Raw genomic sequence first — 19,020 nt, 5'->3', positions numbered from 1 at the left:
CAATAAAAAAGCAGCTTTAAGCTGCTTTTTTATTGTCTAAATTTACTTCGTAACTAGCTTCCTTCTTGACGACGCGCCTTCTGCTTCTTGTAACGACGCTCGTACTTCTGCTTTTCATCAGCCGTCATTCTTGCGCCACGCTTCGGCTTAAGCTCAAGCATTTTAGACAGAGAATTCACTTCTTTACCGGTCATCTCTTTCCATGTGCCCGACTTAACATCGCTAGGCAAGAAAATAGGCCCAAAGCGAACACGTTTTAGACGGTTAACTTGAATCTCTTGCGACTCCCACAAACGACGAACCTCTCGATTACGCCCTTCCATCACTACACAGTGGAACCACTTATTGGCACCTTCACCATCAAAGAACTGAACATCGGTAAAACGGGCCATGCCATCTTCTAACAGAACACCTTCTTTTAGGCGGGACAAAATGCCGTCATCAACATTACCCAAAACACGAACCGCATATTCACGATCAATTTGAGCAGACGGATGCATCAATGCATTTGCTAGTTCACCATCGGTAGTAAACAACAACAAACCGGATGTATTAATATCAAGTCGACCAATCGCAATCCAACGCCCCTCTTTTAAGGGCGGCAGATGCCTAAAGACTGTTGGCCTACCTTCTGGGTCATGACGTGTACAGATTTCACCCACGGGCTTATTATAAATAAGCACTCTACGCTCAGCCTGTTTATCAAATATCAACTGTACAGGCTGGCCATCAACTTCAGCTGTATCACCGTCAGAGATTCGATCTCCTAAGGTAGCAATTGAGCCATTTACTGAAACTCGACCTTCTTTAATCCAACGCTCCATCTCACGACGTGAGCCTATTCCGGAGCGCGCCAATACTTTATGTAACTTTTCGTCAGTCATACGACGCACCTACAAATATGCTAATTAAGACAACAGGCATTAATCAAACTTAATACCTTTAAACAAAAAAGCCCTTTCATAAAAGAAAGGGCTTCTATAAAACCGTACTCTTATTTTAAATGAGACAGTCTTCTTTAGTAAATCCTTTATCGAAATAAGCCTGAAAAGCTAACGGGGTTCGTCCACGACCAGACCACTCATGAACCTCACCGTTATCATCTTCAATACGGTATTTAGGCTGTACCTTTTTCTTAGGTGTGCTTGCAGCTTCACCAATCATTCCCATTAGATCATTTAGATCCACACCTGCGTCCTGCATACTTTGGCGAATAGCTTCAATTTTTGCTGCTTTTTCCTGCTCAGCTGCCTCTAGCGCCTCTTCTTCAGCACGCTTATACTCAGCAATCACAGTTAAATCAGAAATCACTTTTTCTAGTTCAGAAACAGATAATTCCTGACATTGTTTGCGCAAAGAGTTTTTACGCAGTAGAACTTTAAGAAAATCAGACATTTCAAAACCACCAAAATAAAAGTAAGTAAGCAATTATCTTTATAGTCAATAAATAATCAAGAGAAAATATTTTTTAAAGAAATAAAAAATAAATTAACTAAAGTCACTTATATCACCCGCACCTTGCCTAATTATCTCAGGTACATCTTCAACCAAGTTAATTACACTCGTTGCCTCCATGCCACAATAGCCACCATCAATTACAAGATCCACCTGATGCTGTAATAACTCACGCATTTCATAGGGATCCATCAGTGGCATATCTTCGCCAGGCATAATTAATGAAGTACTCATTATAGGCTCACCCAGCGCCTCCGTTAGCGCTAAAGCAATTGCATTATCCGGAATTCTAATCCCTATCGTTCTTCTTTTTGGATGCAATAAACGCCTAGGCACTTCCGAAGTCGCCTTTAAAATAAAGGTAAAAGCACCTGGAGTATGAGATTTTAATAATCGATAACAGGTATTATCCACTTTAGCATAGGTACTGATTTCACTTAAATCTCGACACACCAAAGTGAAATTATGCTTATCACTTAATTGTCGAATCCTCTTAATACGCTCCAATGCGGTCTTATCACCAAGGTGACAACCTAATGCATAGGCACAATCTGTAGGATAGATAACCACGCCACCTTTATTAATTATTTCGACCGCTTGAGAGATCAAACGTGCTTGCGGATTATCAGGATGTATTTGAAAAAACTGGCTCACTATCACACGCCTTATATAAAATTATTCTTATACAATCTATTATTTAATAAATAATCAAAAGCAACAAATGTTTAGTTCAATAACCTTTCGAGAACATGTCGCCCCTCAACCTTTATGGGAGGGTACTTACCTAAGTTAGTCCACCCTTGAGAAGGCGCGTGAAAATCGCTACCTGCTGAGAGCAATAAATTATTTTCCTTTGCAATTCTAAGCAGATGATAATGATGATCTGGTGTTACCCCAGGGTAAGAAACCTCTATTGCTTCTCCACCACAACCAACAAAGTCAGCAATAACTAAACGTAGTTTCGTAAAAGTCATCTTATACTTGGTTGGATGCGCCAAAACAGCAACACCTCCAGCAGCTTTGATCACACCCACTGTTTCATAAAGCTCTGGCCATGCCATTTTGACATCACCTTTCTTGCCAATGCCTAAATACTTTTTAAAAGCTTGCTGCTCATTTGCAACCGCGCCCAGCTCACGCAAAGCACGCGCAAAATGGGGACGACCAATACTCCCCTGCCCAGCTAACTGTTTAGCTTGATCAAAAACATCAGGCAGCCCCATAGAAACTAGCTGCTGACTGATTTTTTTAGATCGCTCTATTCGAAGATTAGCCAAATTTGAAAGATACGAGTTTAAACAGTCTGATTCTAAATCAACTCCTAACCCTACAATATGAATAACCCGACCATTCCAAAGACAGGTTAGCTCCGTACCTGAAATAATTTTAATTTCTGAAGGGTTTTCTGCCTGCAAAGCTTTAACTCCAGCCACCGTGTCATGGTCTGTCAAAGCAAGGACATCAATATTATTATTTTTTGCTAACCCCAGTAACTCTATAGGGGACAAGGCACCATCTGAAGCAGTAGAATGACAATGCAAATCGTAGTGTGGTAATTCCATATTTTTCACTCTATCTATAAAGAGCTATAACGTTCTTTGTATTTTACCTTAAACGGACTGATTTAAACGACCATGAAGCTTTTACTCGATTTTTTACCCATCATTATCTTTTTCATCGTCTACAAGGCAACAAACGACATCATTCTAGCCACCGCAATTCTAATACCGGCTACGCTGCTGCAAATGCTGTACACATGGATCAAAACTCACACAATCGAAAAGATGCAGCTCGTTACTCTGGTTTTAGTTGTTCTATTAGGTGGAGCAACCGTTGCCTTCCAAGATAAAACGTTCATCCAATGGAAGCCAACCGTTGTTAACTGGTTATTCGGATTGGCCTTTTTAGGCAGCCAATTTATCGGCCAAAAAACGATTGTTGAACGACTTATGGGGAGTAATATTTCCCTCCCCGCTTTCGCTTGGAAAAACCTTAATATAGCTTGGGTTATATTTTTCCTACTAATGGGCATTATTAATCTATTTGTTGCCTTCAGTTTTAGCGAAGAAATTTGGGTTAACTTTAAATTATTCGGCATGCTTGGTCTCACCCTTGTCTTTATTATTGCACAAGGCTTCTACCTATCACGCCATATTGAAAATACAGAAAATAACGATCAGTAGCAGGGGACCTTATGTTTTACGCTATTATTTCCGAAGATATTGAAAACAGCCTAGAAAAAAGACTGGCTGCCCGCCCAGACCATCTAGCGAGACTCAATCAACTTAACGACGAAGGCCGTTTACTTATTGCAGGCCCTCACCCTGCCATTGATAGTGAAGACCCAGGCGAAGCTGGCTTTAGCGGTAGCTTGGTTGTTGCTGAATTCAACTCACTAGAGGAAGCTCAAGCCTGGGCTGACAAAGATCCTTATATAGAAGCAGGGGTATATGCTAAAGTGGTAGTAAAACCCTATAAAAAAGTATTACCATAACAACAGAATCAAGAAAAAATCCAAAACTAAAGTACACAGATTGCATTCAGAAATAGAAATCTATCTATATCAGCCAGTCAAGAATAGCGGCTTTTATCCGACAATAGTCAAAAGATAGTACAAAATATTGGAATGTTTATACTATGTTCAGCTTAGAAAAGTTGTAATAAGCAGATTATTTCATACAATTCTAAGAACAGAACCCCAATCGTATTTAAGGACAGCAAAATGAAAAAATTCGCAATTGCTTCAGGCCTAGTAATGGCTATGGGTTTGGCTACTGGCGCACAGGCGCACCCAGACAACGCTGGTTACTGGGACGAAACTCCAAACGCAACTGTTTGGAAAACTGGTTCGGGCGGCTGCTGGCGTCACGGCTTCTGGGAAGAAGCTAATGCAATCGAAGGTTGTGAAGGCTACCAAGCTCCAGCTGCTCCTGCTCCAGAGCCTGCTCCAGCACCAGCTCCAATGGCGACTGTTGAGAAGCACATCGTATACTTTGACTTCGACAGCGCTAATGCTGGCGATGTAAGCGACATTTCTGACTACGTTAACTCTCTGAAATCAGTTACTAGCGTAAACCTAGTCGGTCACGCTGACCGTATCGGTACAAGCGCATACAACGACGCTCTATCTATGAAGCGTGTAAATGCTGTTTCTGAAGCACTACAAGCTGGCGGTGTTAGCAGCTCTGTAATTAGCACGGGTTACATGGGCGAAAACGCTCCTGCTAAATCTTGCGATGGCCATCGCGGCACTAACTTGATCGATTGCCTACGCGCTAACCGCCGCGTAGAAGTAGAGATCTCTGGTACTAAGTAATTTCTTACGACCTTTATAAAAAAGGCGCTCATTGAGCGCCTTTTTTTTCATCGTTTTTTGCCTTTCCCTTAAATTACGAGCAATAAAAAAGGCAGCCTTGGCTGCCTTTTTATACCGTATAGGAATTAACCTACCCAAACCCGCGCATTGCGGAACATGCGCATCCACGCACCATCCTCAGACCATCCATCTGGCGCCCAACTGTTAGTTACAGTACGGAAAACACGCTCAGGGTGCGGCATCATAATAGTGACACGACCGTCAGTAGTTGTAACACCTGTAATACCTTCTGGTGAACCATTCGGGTTCGCAGGGTAAATCTCTGTAGGCTGACCATAGTTATCCACATAACGTAGAGCCACCGCATCAGATGACTTAAGTCCCGCTAGGTGTGTTTCATCTTTGAATTCTGCGCGACCTTCGCCATGCGCCACAGCGATTGGCATACGAGAGCCTGCCATACCCTGCAAGAACACAGACTTAGAATCTTGAACTTCTACCATAGCAACACGTGCTTCAAACTGCTCTGAAACGTTACGTACGAAGTGCGGCCATAAGTCAGAACCAGGAATCAATTCATGCAAGTTAGACAGCATCTGACAACCGTTACAGATACCTAATGCAAACGTATCTTCGCGGTTAAAGAACTGCTGGAATTGATCACGTGCACGTGCGTTAAATAGGATCGATTTAGCCCAACCTTCACCTGCACCCAACACGTCACCATACGAGAAGCCACCACAAGCAACTAGACCTTTAAACTGATCAAGCTCAACTCGACCAGACAGGATATCACTCATGTGGACATCAACAGCCGCAAAACCAGCACGATCAAACGCCGCGCCCATTTCAATCTGACCATTTACACCCTGCTCACGAACGATAGCCATCTGCGGGCGTGTACCCGTCTGAATGAATGGCGCAGCAACATCTTCATTCTGATCAAACGTAAGCTCAGCATTCAGACCCGGATCTTGTTTATCGAGAATACGATCAAACTCTTGTTGTGCACATTCAGAGTTATCACGCAAAGACTGAATCTGGTAAGAGGTCTCAGCCCACCAGCGTTGTAGCTGTACGCGTGACTCAGAATAGACCTCTTCCTCATCGAAGTGGAAGCGAATCTCGTCATCCAAGTTAGTAGAACCTAGAACCTGAGCAATATCACCAAGACCTGCGGCATTTAGCTCAGTAAGAACCGCTTCTAAGTTATCACGCTTAACCTGGATAACAGCACCCAGCTCTTCAGCAAACAATGCTGCAGCCAACTCACCTTCTTCGCCAGCAAGCATATCTAGATTTAGATCTACGCCGGTTTTACCAGCAAAGGCCATCTCAGCGATCGTCGCAAATAGGCCGCCGTCTGCACGGTCATGGTACGCAAGGATCTGACCTTGCTCGTTCAGCTCTTGAATCGCAGCAAAGAACGCTACAAGCTGCTCTGGCTGATCAACATCAGGAACATCTTGACCAACTTCGTTATAAACCTGAGCAAGCGCAGAAAGACCAATACGGTTTTTGCCATTACCTAGATCCAAAAGAATCAGATCGGTTTCACCTTGATCTGTACGTAACTGAGGCGTCAATGTTTTACGTGCATCTGTTACAGGGGCAAAGCCTGTAATAATCAAAGACATCGGCGCAGTTACAGATTTTTGTTCGCCTTCATCTTCCCACACGGTACGCATAGACATGGAGTCTTTGCCTACAGGAATAGTAATACCCAGCTGCGGACACAACTCCATACCTACAGCTTTTACAGTGTCATACAATTTTTCATCTTCACCTGGGTGGCCAGCAGCACACATCCAGTTTGCAGACAGTTTAATGTCTTTAATGCCACCAATACGAGCAGACGCAATGTTAGTAACAGTCTCACCTATCGCCATACGACCAGACGCAGGAGAGTCAACCAATGCAAGCGGTGTACGCTCACCCATCGCCATAGCTTCACCAGTATATGTATCGTAAGCAGCAGTCGTTACCGCACAGTTAGCCACAGGAACCTGCCATGGACCAACCATTTGATCACGCGCTACTTGACCAGTAATCGAACGGTCACCGATAGTGATCAAGAAAGACTTAGAAGCTACCGCAGGCAGTTTCATTACGCGCTCAGCCGCATCTTTAAGATCGATCGAACTCGTATCGAAAGAAGGTACTTCGTATGTTTTACGTTCTACAGAACGGTGCATTTTTGGCGGCTTGCCAAACAACACGCTCATAGGTAGATCAACTGGCTTATTCTCGAAGTGAGTGTCACCTAATGTTAGGTGCATCTCTTCAATCGCTTCACCTACAACAGCGTATGGACAGCGCTCACGTTCACAGATCGCTTCAAAACGAGCCATATCACCTGGAGCCACAGCCATAACATAACGCTCTTGCGCTTCGTTACACCAGATAGCCAACGGCGACATGCCTGGTTCATCGTTGTTTACATTACGTAGTTCAAAGTTAGCACCACGATTGCCATCACCTACCAATTCAGGGAAAGCATTGGAAAGACCGCCTGCACCTACGTCGTGGATAAATGCGATAGGGTTTTCATCACCCAACTGCCAGCACTGGTCAATAACTTCTTGGCAACGACGCTCTAGCTCAGGGTTATCACGCTGCACAGATGCAAAATCTAGATCCGCAGTAGAAGAACCCGAAGTCATAGAAGATGCAGCACCACCGCCTAGACCAATCTGCATCGCAGGACCACCAAGGCAAATCAGCTTAGCGCCTACTGGGATTTCGCCCTTTTCAACGTGCTCATCACGAATATTACCTAAACCACCCGCAATCATGATTGGCTTGTGGTAACCGCGAACTTCTTCACCCGCAGCACCATTTACTTTCTGTTCGAAAGTACGGAAGTAACCTGTTAGCGCGGGACGACCAAATTCGTTGTTAAATGCAGCACCACCAATAGGGCCTTCGATCATGATATCCAGAGGTGTCACAATACGCTCTGGCTTACCGTATTTAGATTCCCATGGCTGCTCAAAGCCAGGAATATTTAGATCAGACACGGTGAAACCTGTAAGACCAGCTTTCGGCTTAGAACCTTTACCGGTCGCGCCTTCATCACGAATCTCACCACCTGAGCCTGTTGCTGCACCCGAGTGAGGCGCAATTGCAGTTGGGTGGTTGTGAGTTTCAACTTTCATCAGGATCTGAATATCTTCCTGATTATAGCTGTACTCTTTGCTGTCCGGTTTCGGGAAGAATCGACCCGCTTTAGAACCAACCATTACCGCAGCGTTATCTTTATACGCCGATAGTACGTTCTCGCCACCCATTTCATTGGTGTTACGAATCATGGCAAACAGCGATTTCTCCTGCGCTTCGCCATCGATATCCCATGAAGCGTTAAAGATCTTGTGACGGCAGTGCTCAGAGTTCGCCTGAGCAAACATCATCAATTCAACATCTGTCGGATTACGATCTAGCTCTATAAAGCTTTCAACTAGGTAATCAATTTCATCTTCAGCCAACGCTAGGCCAAGATCAGTATTCGCTGCAACCAACGCTTCGCGACCACCACCCAAAATATCTACAGTCGTCAGCGGCTTCGGCTCTTCTTCTAAGAAAAGCGAAGACGCGTCATCTATACTTGGCAATACAGCTTCAACCATGCGATCGAACAATGCAGCCTGCACAGCGTCTACTTCAGCATCAGTAAGATCTTTAGATGTTTGAACGTAGTATGCGATACCACGCTCCAGACGCTTGATCGCTGATAAGCCACAGTTGTGAGCGATATCAGTTGCCTTCGACGACCAAGGCGATATAGTGCCCGGGCGAGGAACAACTAAAAACAGCTGACCTGCTGGCTCCTGAGCCTCAGCTTTTGGTCCGTAACGTAAAATACGTTCCAATACTTTTTGCTCATCGTCCGATAAAGCTTGTGACAAATCGGAAAAATGCATAAATTCAGCATATAGACCTGTTACAGCAGGAACTGAAGACTGAATAACGGTAAGTAACTTTTCATGACGAAAAGCAGAAAGAGCAGGTGCTCCGCGCAGTGCCAGCATCTCTAATAGAGCCTCTTGATAGCTGCAAATATAAAGCAGTAGTTACAGGAGAAATATAAGTAGTGAATTTTACCGAAACAGCCAGTTGGATACCAGAAAAGCAGTACGATGTTTGATATTAGTCGCAAAAAAGATGCAGCATATGCTCTGCTGATTTTTCTTTTGCTCTGTATTCCGGGCTTATTGAGCTGGAATAGCAAAACTCAGCTAGGCGCGATCATAGAATCTGGCGCAATAAAACTCGTTACACGAAACTCACCGAACACTTATTTTATTGAAAAAGGCAAACCTGCAGGCTTTGAATACGATTTAGCTAAAGCTTATGCCGACCATCTTGGAGTAGAACTCGAATTGGTTCTTCCTGATGATTTCAGCTCTATTTTCACGACGATGAGCGCACGTGATGGTCATATCGCGGGCTCCATGCTTACAATCACCGATGAACGCCAAGAACAATTTGAGTTCACCCAACCCTATCTCAAAACCACGACTACGCTGATATACCGTCAAACCAAAGGCAAGAAAGCGCCCAAAGACATTTCCGATCTACTTAAACCCGGTAAAAAATTAGTCGTTTTAGCCAACAGCAGCCATGCAGAACTTTTACAAAGCTTAAAATCTCAATATCCAGAATTAACTTGGGACGAAACCAGTACTTTTTCTTCTACTGAATTGATGGAACAAGTACAAAACAAAGAGATAGACTACACAGTCGTTGATGCTGTTACTTTCGATAGCCAAAAAACCTTTTTCCCAGGCCTGAAAAAAGGCTTTGACCTCGACGAGCCGCAACCTCTAGCCTGGATGCTTTCACCTCACCACGACCAAACTTTGCGCAATTCTATAAATCGCTTTCTTGCCCTTGAAAGCACCCAAAATCTGATCGAGTCACTAAAAGAAAAATATTTTAATCGCAGTAATCCACTTAATTTCTACGACACCACGACCTTCAAGAAGGATATGCAAACACGCTTTCCGAAGATCGAACAGTATTTCCTTATGGCCGAACAGGAAACAGGGATAGACTGGCAGATATTAGCATCCATTGCATACCAAGAATCTCACTGGAATCCAAAAGCAGTCTCCCCTACAGGCGTTAAAGGAATCATGATGCTAACCAATGCTGCAGCTAAAGAGGTTAATGTTACCGACCGGACAGACCCCATGCAAAGCATTATCGGCGGTGCTCATTACCTTGTAATCGTAAAGAAAAAAATTCCAGATCGCATTCCTGATCCTGACCACTTGTGGTTCGCACTCGCTGGTTACAACGTAGGTTACGGTCATTTAGAGGATGCGCGTGTATTGACCTCAAGAGCCGGACTAAACCCCGATAAATGGGATGATGTAAAAAAACACCTTCCCCTATTAACTCAAGAAAGACATTACAGCACTGTCCGTTACGGTTATGCACGCGGGTACGAACCTGTACACTATGTCAGTAATATTCGAAAATACATGAAGCTACTTAGCTGGGAGATGCAGGTTCTCCAAACTAAGCGACAAGACGAAGAAGCGGATCTAAATCCAGACCATGAAAGCTGGGATAAAGGACAAGTAGTCGAGGATCTTCTACCCGCCCTTTAGTAGTTTTTGCTTTTTAGCTAATTTTTCGGCCTTGATTTCAGCACGACGACGCTTGAAGAACGCACTAATTTTCTCGCTGCAACGCTCGGCTAATACACCAGCCTCAACCTCAACGCGATAATTCATCCAAGCCTGATCAAGCAGTTGACCATTACTCTTAACAGCTCCAGCTTTAGCTTCAACCGCCCCAAAGACAACACGACGAATTCGAGAATGAACAATAGCTCCGGTACACATTGTACAAGGCTCAATCGTTACGTAGAGCTCTGCACCAACCAATCTATAGTTACCGACATTAGCTGCCGCATCCCTCAGTGCTAATATTTCAGCATGCGCAGTTGGATCATGACCACTGATAGGCTGATTCCAGCCTCTACCAATTATCTCACCATCCAAAACAACGATAGCACCAACTGGCACTTCGTTAATTTCTTCAGCTCGATCCGCAAGCAATAAAGCCTCTTCCATCCAGCGCTCATCTATCTCTCGCTGATCCATTCACCTTTCTCCAAACACTAAAAAGCCTGCACAAGAGCAGGCTTTTTATCATAACAATTCAGCTTTAAGAATACTTATTCCCACTCAATTGTTGCAGGTGGCTTAGAGCTCACATCGTAAGTCACACGCGATACTTTAGGGATCTCATTGATGATACGGCTAGATACAGTTTCTAGAAGCTCGTATGGTAGGTGAGCCCAACGCGCTGTCATGAAGTCGATAGTTTCTACCGCACGAATAGCAATAACGTATTCGTAACGACGACCATCACCTACAACACCTACAGATTTAACCGGTAGGAATACCGCAAATGCCTGACTTGTCTTGTGATACCAATCAGCTTTATGCAGCTCTTCAATGAAGATCGCATCTGCTTCACGCAAGATATCAGCATATTCTTTCTTAACTTCACCCAGAATACGCACACCCAAACCAGGACCTGGGAACGGGTGACGATAAACCATATCGTATGGAAGACCCAGCTCAAGACCCAGCTTACGCACTTCGTCCTTAAACAGCTCACGTAGCGGCTCAACTAGCTCAAACTGCATATCTTCAGGTAGACCACCCACATTGTGGTGAGACTTAATCACATGCGCCTTACCCGTCTTCGCAGCAGCAGACTCAATTACGTCTGGATAGATAGTACCCTGCGCTAGGAAGTTAACATCAGTTAGCTTAGTCGCTTCGTCATCAAATACTTCAATGAAAGTATTACCGATAATCTTACGCTTCTTCTCTGGGTCGTTTTCACCTTCCAAACGACCTAGGAATAAATCTTCTGCATCAGAACGAATCACTTTCACGCCCATGTTCTTAGCGAACATATCCATTACTTGATCGCCTTCCTGTTTACGCAGAAGACCGTTATCAACAAACACACAAGTCAGCTGATCGCCGATGGCCTTATGAAGCAATGCCGCCACAACCGAAGAATCAACGCCACCGGATAGACCTAGAAGAACTTTCTGATCACCTACCTGCTCGCGTACTTTTTCGATCTGGTCTGCAATGATGTTTGCAGAGTTCCATAGCGCTTCCGTACCGCAAATCTCAACAACAAAACGCTCAAGGATACGACCGCCCTGCTTAGTGTGTGTAACCTCAGGGTGGAACTGAACACCGTAGAACTGCTTCTCAGGATTGCACATTGCAGCAACCGGAGCAGATTCAGTGGAAGCAATTACTGCAAAGCCTTCTGGTAATTGAGTAACTTTATCACCGTGGCTCATCCATACATCTAGAGATAAAGAACCGTTATTAGCAACGTGATCTTCAATCCCTTCAAGTAGACGGCTTGGACTACTTTCTAAACGAACCTGGGCATAACCAAATTCACGCTTATCAGATGTTGAAACTTCACCACCCATCTGAGCAGCCATCGTCTGCATGCCGTAGCAGATACCCAACACAGGCACATCTAGGTTAAATACAACCTCAGGTGCACGAGGTGAATCACCTTCAGTAACAGACTCTGGACCACCAGCAAGGATGATACCTTTAGGTGCAAACTCACGGATATCGTCTTCAGACATATCCCAAGCGTGAATTTCACAGTAAACACCGATTTCACGTACACGACGTGCAATCAACTGCGTGTACTGAGAACCAAAATCTAGAATCAGAATTCGTTGAGCGTGAATATCTTTGGTCATAACCTTCAATCTCTTCACTTTGCGACATTAGCGTCGCCGCAAAAAAAAAAGGGGGCGGATTCTATCCACCCCTCTTTTCAGAGTTTATTTACTTAGCTTACGCGGTAGTTTGGCGCTTCTTTAGTGATGCTCACATCGTGAACATGACTTTCGCTCATACCCGCGTTAGTGATACGTACAAACTGTGGAACTGTACGCATAGTTTGAATATCACCACTACCGGTGTAGCCCATCGCTGCACGCAAGCCACCTACTAACTGGTGAACTACGCCGCCCATTGGTCCTTTACAAGGTACACGACCCTCAATACCTTCTGGCACCAACTTCTCAACGCCTTTAGAAGCATCTTGGAAGTAACGGTCAGAAGAACCTGAAGATTGACCCATAGCACCTAGAGAACCCATGCCGCGGTAAGACTTGAAAGCTCGACCTTGGAATAGTTCAACTTCACCTGGCGCTTCATCAGTACCCGCTAGCATAGAACCAACCATGATCGCAGATGCACCCGCAACAATTGCCTTAGCTAGGTCACCAGAGAAACGTACACCACCATCAGCGATAACTGGAACACCACGTTCAGCCATAGCAGTAGCAACATTAGCTACAGCACTGATCTGAGGCACACCAACACCTGCAACGATACGTGTAGTACAGATAGAACCAGGGCCGATACCCACTTTAACGCCATCAGCACCTGCATCAGCTAGCGCAATTGCCGCTTCAGCAGTAGCGATGTTACCGCCAATCACTTGGACCTGTGGGTAAGTCTGTTTAACCCAAGCAACGCGATCAATAACACCTTTAGAGTGGCCGTGTGCAGTATCAACAATAACTACGTCAACGCCAGCTTCTACAAGCGCGGTTACACGATCAGGTGTTTCAGGGCCAGTACCTACTGCAGCACCAACGATCAAACGACCTTTAGCATCTTTAGCAGCATTAGGATGAGACTGAGCCTTATTCATATCCTTAACTGTCATCATGCCTTGTAGTTTGAAGGCATCATCAACAACTAGGATTTTTTCAATACGGTGCTTACGAAGCAGATTGCGAACTTCATCAGGGTCTACACCCTCTTTTACTGTTACCAAACGCTCTTTTGGCGTCATGATAGAAGCAACAGTCGCATCCAGCTTACGTTCAAAACGGAAATCACGGTCAGTCACAATACCAACCAGATCGTCGCCATCAACTACAGGGAAGCCGGAGAAACCAACTTCAGTAGACAGCTGACGTAGTTCACCTACAGTCATAGTAGAGCTGCAAGTTACAGGGTCACTTACAACACCTGCTTCATATTTTTTAACTCGACGAACTTCAGCAGCTTGCTGCTCAATTGTCAGGTTCTTATGGATGATCCCGATACCGCCTTCCTGCGCCATAGCTATAGCCAAACCGGATTCAGTCACGGTATCCATAGCAGCAGAGACCAAAGGAATATTCAGCTGAATACCTTTAGTCAGTTGAGTTTTCAGTGAAACGTCCTTTGGCAGTACTTCAGAGTAGCCCGGAACCAGCAACACATCGTCAAAAGTGAGTGCTTCCTCAGCAATTCGCAACATTCTTTGCCAGCCTGTGTAGTAAGTAAAATTTAAACGGGAAATTATACAGAAATTAGCCTTTTGTCTCAATCTAAAACTTGTAAATTACAGGGTAATTACGGCCTAGTTTTCATTTTTTTTGCTTTCGGATGCAGTAACTCGATTAGATCGTTTAATATGAGGGCCATGCAGAACTCAAATAGCTTTAAATCTGGCACTCAATCCCATGCGCTCAGTGTCTCCGAACTAAATAGACAAGCACGCACTTTGCTTGAGCGATCATTTCTTACCATTCAAGTAGAAGGCGAGATCTCTAACTTTGTTCGCCCTAGTTCTGGCCATTGGTATTTCACTCTTAAAGATGACAAAGCCCAAGTACGCTGCGCCATGTTTAAGAACCGCAACCAAGTGTTAAGCAAGCAACCCAAACAAGGAGACAAAGTTATTGTCCGTGCTAAAGTTAGCTTGTATGAAGGCCGCGGCGACTATCAATTAATCTGCGACTTTCTAGAACCCGCTGGCAGCGGCCAACTTCAAGTTGCTTTTGAAGAGTTGAAGAACAAACTCTTGAAAGAGGGTTTGTTTGACAGCAAACAAAAACAAGCGCTTCCGGAACACCCCAATCATATTGGCATCGTTACCTCACCTACAGGTGCGGCAGTACACGATATTTTAACGGTACTAAAAAGACGCTTCCCTGGCTTGCCCGTCACTATTTATCCGACAGCCGTACAAGGCGAAGATGCCCCGCAACAAATCTGCAAAGCGATAATTTTGGCTGAAGCGCACCAAGTTTGTGACGTTCTCGTCGTGGGGCGCGGCGGAGGCTCACTTGAAGATCTGCAAGCTTTCAACAACGAACAAGTTGCTCGCACCTTATTTGACTGTGAAATACCCACTATCAGCGCAGTAGGACATGAAGTTGATGTGGTCATTACAGACTTTATAGCCGATATCCGCGCAGCTACCCCCTCCGCTGCTGCAGAATTAGTCAGCCCAGACCAACAAGAGCTACAACTACGCTTAAATCAGCTCAGCCTTCGACTTAAGCGCCAACAGAAGCAACAGCTTTTTACCGCCAAGCAGCAACTTTCGAATTTACAGAGTCGATTACGCCATCCTGGCCAGATTTTAAAAGAACAAGCTCAACGCTTGGATCATGTAGAGCTAAAACTGAACAATCAAATCAGACGCATCCTCGCGCAAAAGCAGATCAAATATCAGCAATTGGAAGGGCGTTTAAAGGCTCAGTCACCTGAACAGCTGTTGCTACGCAGGGAAGAACAGCTCCAAGCGCTGCATCAACGCCTTAAGCAAGCATGCCAATCAAGTTTAAAAAGTCAGCAATTAAAACTTTCTTCGCTGGCGAGCCAGTTACAAACTGTTAGCCCACTTGCTACGCTAAAGCGAGGCTACTCCATCACCAAAGATAGTGACAAAAAAGTTATTCAATCAGCCTCTGATGTTGTCAGCGGACAAAAAATAGAAGTTCAATTACACAAAGGACAACTTCTCTGCAGCATAGATGAAGTCATCACGGAACATTAATATGATCAGAAAAGCATTCACCAAATCACTTCTACTCTTTACAGGCTTATGCGCTTTCAGCATCAATGCGCAAGCTCTAGAACTTCCAACCGAAAGCCGTGTACCTGGCGGCGTTGCCATTTTGCCGCTTGAAGGCCTTACATCAGCTATTACACCATCCGCTTGGTATAAGGGAAATCGCGTTATGGTGCTACCTTCAACAAATACCGCATACGCGGACACTAGCAAATGGATTGCTGTTGCAGGCATCCCATTAAGCGCCAAACCTGACAAGAAACAACACCTAAAAGCTGACGGAACCTCGTATTACTTTCAGGTTGAGAACAAAGAGTACAAAGCTCAGTATCTCACCATCAAAAACAAACGCCACGTAGAACCTGATCCTGAAGATGTAAAACGCTGGCGCCGCGAAAAAGCTAAAATGGTCGCAGCTTACAAACATTGGAGTGAGCCTGAGCAATTACCGACTCGGTTTGTTATTCCGGCTAAAGGCCCTTATAGCAGCCCATTTGGCTTAAAGCGTTTTTATAATAAACAGCCCCGCAATCCGCATAGTGGTTTAGATATTGCAGCACCTAAAGGCACACCAATTACCGCGCCATCTGCAGGCACCGTTGTAGACACTGGACACTACTTCTTTAATGGCAAAACAGTCATTGTTGATCATGGTTACGGCATGACAACGATGTACTGCCATATGAGTAAAATTGATGTAAAAATCGGGGACGTACTCCAAACAGATGACAAGCTTGGGGAGATAGGATCAACAGGCCGCTCCACGGGACCACATCTTCATTGGGGTGTAAGCTTGAATAACACGCGCGTCGACCCCATATTGTTTTTAAGCAAATAATTTTCTATAGCGAGCTGCGAGATTGCTCGCTTTTTTTGACTCAACGAGACTCAATAAATGTCTGATCTTCAATTTGAAACACTAGAACAGAAAGCAAGCTACGGTATCGGCCGTCAAATGGGCGACCAGCTAGCACAACAGCCATTCGAAGGCATGGACCTAAATGCGATCTCCGCAGGTATCGCTGATTCTTTCAACGGCGAAGCAATGCGCGTAGAAGTTCAAGAGATCCAAGAAGCGTTCAACGTAATCAACGAACGTCTTCGTGCAGCTCAAGAAGCACAAGCTAAAGAAGCAGCTGCGGCAGGTGAAGAGTTCCTAGCTGAAAACGCTAAACGTGAAGGCGTTGTTGTTCTTGAATCAGGCCTACAGTACGAAATCATCGAAGCAGGTGAAGAAGGCGACAAACCTTCTCGCGAGTCTACTGTTCGTACTCACTACCACGGTACTTTCACTGACGGTAAAGTATTCGACAGTTCTTACGATCGCGGTCAACCAGCAGAATTCCCTGTTGGCGGCGTAATCGCTGGCTGGACTGAAGCTCTTCAGCTAATGAACAAAGGCGCTAAATGGAAGCTATTTATCCCTTACAACCTAGCTTACGGCGAGCAAGGTTCTCCAGGTGGCATCCCTCCTTACTCTGCGCTTGTATTTGACGTAGAGCTACTAGATATTCTGTAATATCTAAGTAAGTTAATACCCAAGGCGGCCCTGACTTATCAGCGTCGCCTTTATTTTGAGTAATAGATAATGAAACTGCACTATCAGATTCACGGCGAAGGTGAACCTTTAATTATTTTGCATGGCCTGTTTGGCACCCTTGAAAACTGGGGCGCTCAAATCAAAGTTCTGTCAGAGCACTTTCAAGTGATCGCTGCCGACATGAGAAATCACGGCCGCTCTCCACACTCGGCGGAGATCGACTACGAACTAATGGCTAGTGATATCGCAGAATTGATGCAGGATCTAAAGCTAAACAAAGCCCACATTATCGGCCACTCAATGGGCGGTAAAGCAGCCATGCAATTTGCTATTACTCATCCCGAACTCATAACAAAGCTGGTTATTGTTGATATAGCCCCAGTGGAATATACACCCCATCATGACGATGTATTCAAAGGGCTATTTTCAGTCGACCTAACATCACTGAAATCGCGCGGTGATGCTGATAAGCAACTATCAGCTTTTGTCGACGAATTGGGTGTTAGAGCATTCCTGCTGAAGAACCTTTACCGTACCGAAGATAAGAAATTTGCATGGCGGATGAACCTAAACGCATTGCATAACCAATACTCCAATATCAGCGCAGCCCCTCAAGGTAATCCCTATACAAATCCAGTTTTATTTATTAAGGGTGCTAAATCGGATTATCTACTACCCAAATATCGCGATGCGGTCTTAGGTCTATTTCCTAAAGCAGATTACAAAATCATCCAAAATGCCGGCCATTGGCCACACGCGGAAAAACCGGCTGAATTTACACAGCTCATATTGGATTATTTACAGTAAGAAAGAATTGATCTGATTACACTTGCTGATCAAGTAGAGAGCCTTCAGGGAAAAGCTTTTGGAAGACACCGGCATCAACTAGTTTTTTGTTGATCTGTGCAAGCTCTTTATTGATATCTTTCATGCGTTCATTAAAGTCATTTAGAGCCTCAGCAGCACCATCAGAACGAGCCTGTTGTTGATCTCTAAAATCCTGCAGACGCTCACCTGCAGTTGGAGACTCATCCTCATCTTCCTTTTCTGACTCTTCAGCAGCACTCGCCTCTTCAGCTTTTACATCTTCCTCTTGCTGCAGAATTTCCGCACGTGCTTCAGCCGCCATAGCGCGAGCATCAGCTGCTGCAGCACGATCGGCTGCAGATGGCTCTGCAACACCTAGAGCCGCCCTCTGGATAATTTCAGCTTTCTCTAAAGTCGCCTGCGGATCATTCGGCACTGGAGATGTATCTATTTTGACTTCACCGGCAACTGCATAAAGGCGACCATCAGGCCCACGCTCATAGGTATAGCTCGGCGCAGAGGTATATTGCCCACCGATGGAAGCGTGCGCTTGTTCATGAGCTCTGACTTCACGGTCACGCTTCGCAAGCTCTCGAGTTATTTCGAGCTCCTGCTGTTCTTGTGCCTGTTCAGATTTAGAAACGCCTAAGGATGCTGGAGCAGAAGTAGATGATGAAGACTCCAACCCAACTAGCTCGGCATCATCAGATTCCAAACCAACAAGTTCACCATCTTCACGTTTGAGTTCTGTAGACGTTGTACTTGCAAGGCGGGATAGCTCGGCGGCTTCAGCCGAAAGGGTCACACGATCTCGGTTAACCAAACCTCGACTAGATTGTAGCTCCTGCTCAGGCGCCACATTTTCAACAGTCGCAAGCACCTTCCTCGCTTCACTCGAGCGAAGTTCTTGCGGTATAGCACTGGCATTCAGTGCTTGGGAATTAGCTGCATTGAATATCTGCATCAGCTATACCCCTCTGTTGATTATGTGCAAAGCAGTATCTGCTTTCACCTTGTTCACCACATCCAT

At 44.9% G+C, this 19,020-nt stretch carries 17 protein-coding genes; 8 read left to right on the top strand and 9 right to left on the bottom strand.

Going from position 1 to position 19,020, the window contains the following annotated elements; all coding sequences use genetic code 11:
• Positions 1–53: 53 nt before the first annotated feature.
• The 4 genes from rluB to ACMXYO_RS03335 form a co-directional block, all read right to left on the bottom strand.
• Positions 54–884: a 23S rRNA pseudouridine(2605) synthase RluB gene (gene rluB, locus ACMXYO_RS03350; RefSeq protein ID WP_415887044.1), complete on the bottom strand. Its 831-nt coding sequence runs from the start codon at positions 882–884 to the stop codon at positions 54–56.
• 115 nt (positions 885–999) lie between these two features.
• Positions 1,000–1,395, bottom strand: coding sequence for an H-NS family nucleoid-associated regulatory protein (locus ACMXYO_RS03345; protein WP_415887042.1), 396 nt, complete (start codon positions 1,393–1,395; stop codon positions 1,000–1,002).
• A gap of 93 nt (positions 1,396–1,488) precedes the next feature.
• On the bottom strand, positions 1,489–2,109 hold the full coding sequence (locus ACMXYO_RS03340) for an L-threonylcarbamoyladenylate synthase (RefSeq protein WP_415887041.1): 621 nt from the start codon (positions 2,107–2,109) through the stop codon (positions 1,489–1,491).
• 71 nt (positions 2,110–2,180) lie between these two features.
• Complete coding sequence (locus tag ACMXYO_RS03335) at positions 2,181–3,017, bottom strand: PHP domain-containing protein (protein ID WP_415887040.1); 837 nt, start codon at positions 3,015–3,017, stop codon at positions 2,181–2,183.
• Positions 3,018–3,089: 72 nt separating this feature from the next.
• On the opposite strand from ACMXYO_RS03335, the gene ACMXYO_RS03330 reads away from it, so the two are divergent.
• The 3 genes from ACMXYO_RS03330 to ACMXYO_RS03320 all read left to right on the top strand — a co-directional run bounded on the left by ACMXYO_RS03330 (position 3,090) and on the right by ACMXYO_RS03320 (position 4,771).
• A complete protein-coding gene (locus ACMXYO_RS03330) occupies positions 3,090–3,638 on the top strand; it encodes a septation protein A (protein ID WP_415887039.1) in 549 nt (182 codons plus the stop codon).
• 11 nt (positions 3,639–3,649) lie between these two features.
• A complete protein-coding gene (locus ACMXYO_RS03325; protein WP_415887038.1) occupies positions 3,650–3,949 on the top strand; it encodes a YciI family protein in 300 nt (99 codons plus the stop codon).
• Positions 3,950–4,177: 228 nt separating this feature from the next.
• The gene (locus ACMXYO_RS03320; RefSeq protein ID WP_415887036.1) at positions 4,178–4,771 is read left to right on the top strand and encodes an OmpA family protein; all 594 of its coding nucleotides are present in this window, start codon (positions 4,178–4,180) and stop codon (positions 4,769–4,771) included.
• Between the two features lie 125 nt (positions 4,772–4,896).
• Here ACMXYO_RS03320 and purL read toward each other — a convergent pair whose 3' ends face one another.
• The gene (gene purL, locus ACMXYO_RS03315) at positions 4,897–8,799 is read right to left on the bottom strand and encodes a phosphoribosylformylglycinamidine synthase (RefSeq protein ID WP_415887035.1); all 3,903 of its coding nucleotides are present in this window, start codon (positions 8,797–8,799) and stop codon (positions 4,897–4,899) included.
• A 108-nt stretch (positions 8,800–8,907) separates the two neighbouring features.
• Between purL and mltF the strand changes: the two genes are divergently transcribed.
• Positions 8,908–10,386: a membrane-bound lytic murein transglycosylase MltF gene (gene mltF / locus ACMXYO_RS03310; protein WP_415887034.1), complete on the top strand. Its 1,479-nt coding sequence runs from the start codon at positions 8,908–8,910 to the stop codon at positions 10,384–10,386.
• Here mltF and tadA read toward each other — a convergent pair.
• From tadA to guaB, 3 genes are all read right to left on the bottom strand, one after another.
• Positions 10,372–10,884 (bottom strand): tRNA adenosine(34) deaminase TadA, encoded by a 513-nt coding sequence (gene tadA, locus ACMXYO_RS03305; protein WP_415887033.1) that lies wholly within the window; start codon positions 10,882–10,884, stop codon positions 10,372–10,374. The genes mltF and tadA overlap by 15 nt on opposite strands.
• Positions 10,885–10,958: 74 nt before the next feature.
• Positions 10,959–12,539 (bottom strand): glutamine-hydrolyzing GMP synthase, encoded by a 1,581-nt coding sequence (guaA, locus tag ACMXYO_RS03300; RefSeq protein ID WP_415887032.1) that lies wholly within the window; start codon positions 12,537–12,539, stop codon positions 10,959–10,961.
• A 92-nt stretch (positions 12,540–12,631) separates the two neighbouring features.
• A complete protein-coding gene (gene guaB / locus ACMXYO_RS03295) occupies positions 12,632–14,101 on the bottom strand; it encodes an IMP dehydrogenase (RefSeq protein ID WP_415883551.1) in 1,470 nt (489 codons plus the stop codon).
• 165 nt (positions 14,102–14,266) lie between these two features.
• Here guaB and xseA point away from each other — a divergent pair, with 165 nt between their 5' ends.
• From xseA to ACMXYO_RS03275, 4 genes are all read left to right on the top strand, one after another.
• Complete coding sequence (gene xseA, locus ACMXYO_RS03290) at positions 14,267–15,628, top strand: exodeoxyribonuclease VII large subunit (protein ID WP_415887031.1); 1,362 nt, start codon at positions 14,267–14,269, stop codon at positions 15,626–15,628.
• A gap of 1 nt (position 15,629) precedes the next feature.
• Entirely contained in the window at positions 15,630–16,481 is an 852-nt protein-coding gene (locus tag ACMXYO_RS03285) for a peptidoglycan DD-metalloendopeptidase family protein (RefSeq protein WP_415887030.1), read from the top strand.
• A 57-nt stretch (positions 16,482–16,538) separates the two neighbouring features.
• The gene (locus ACMXYO_RS03280; protein WP_415883548.1) at positions 16,539–17,162 is read left to right on the top strand and encodes an FKBP-type peptidyl-prolyl cis-trans isomerase; all 624 of its coding nucleotides are present in this window, start codon (positions 16,539–16,541) and stop codon (positions 17,160–17,162) included.
• A gap of 69 nt (positions 17,163–17,231) precedes the next feature.
• On the top strand, positions 17,232–17,990 hold the full coding sequence (locus tag ACMXYO_RS03275) for an alpha/beta fold hydrolase (protein ID WP_415887029.1): 759 nt from the start codon (positions 17,232–17,234) through the stop codon (positions 17,988–17,990).
• Between the two features lie 16 nt (positions 17,991–18,006).
• Here the strand turns inward: ACMXYO_RS03275 and ACMXYO_RS03270 are convergent, their stop codons facing one another.
• On the bottom strand, positions 18,007–18,954 hold the full coding sequence (locus ACMXYO_RS03270) for a putative metalloprotease CJM1_0395 family protein (RefSeq protein WP_415887028.1): 948 nt from the start codon (positions 18,952–18,954) through the stop codon (positions 18,007–18,009).
• Between the last annotated feature and the right edge of the window lie 66 nt (positions 18,955–19,020).

The sequence above is a fragment of the Neptuniibacter sp. QD37_6 genome (assembly GCF_047778085.1).
Classification (GTDB): domain Bacteria; phylum Pseudomonadota; class Gammaproteobacteria; order Pseudomonadales; family Balneatricaceae; genus Neptuniibacter.
Note: the sequence above shows the minus strand (reverse complement) of the source record. Positions and strands in the feature narration are given on the sequence as shown.